At 65.1% G+C, this 413-nt stretch carries 1 protein-coding gene; it reads right to left on the minus strand.

From position 1 onward, the window contains the following. Positions 1–77 precede the first annotated feature (77 nt). Positions 78–413, minus strand: a 336-nt coding sequence (locus EN925_RS39340; RefSeq protein ID WP_206633255.1) for a toprim domain-containing protein, incomplete at its 5' end; no start/stop codon positions are given.

Genomic DNA, 413 nt, shown 5'->3' on the forward strand with positions numbered 1-413 from the left:
TGGCCGCGGTTCTCCTGCCGGCGGGCCACGCATCCTGCGGCGCATCGGCACCATGCGCCGCGCGCTTCCCTCCCGGCTCATGCTGCCCGTGTCAGATAGCAAATGCGATCTTTGCGCATGAGCTGGTCCGCAATCGAGGCCCGCAAGGCGGCAAGTCCGAAATGGCGGAGGTCTTCGTTGAAATCCTCCGTCTCCGGCGACAGCACGATAGCCTCGATTCCTGCGTCCGTCGCGCGCTCAAGCAAGCTGTGTCTGGCACCGTCACCGGCCGGATCGTTGTCGAGGATGACATAGAGCCGCCGCAGGTTCGGTGGGAACAACATGGCGGCAAGATGGGCTGCCGAGAGTGCCGCAGCCATCGCCATGTCGGGCAAGGCGCATCTGAGCGAGAGCGTCGTCTCGATGCCTTCGCC

The sequence above is a fragment of the Mesorhizobium sp. M7A.F.Ca.US.006.04.2.1 genome (assembly GCF_004022915.1).
Classification (GTDB): Bacteria; Pseudomonadota; Alphaproteobacteria; order Rhizobiales; family Rhizobiaceae; genus Mesorhizobium; species Mesorhizobium ciceri.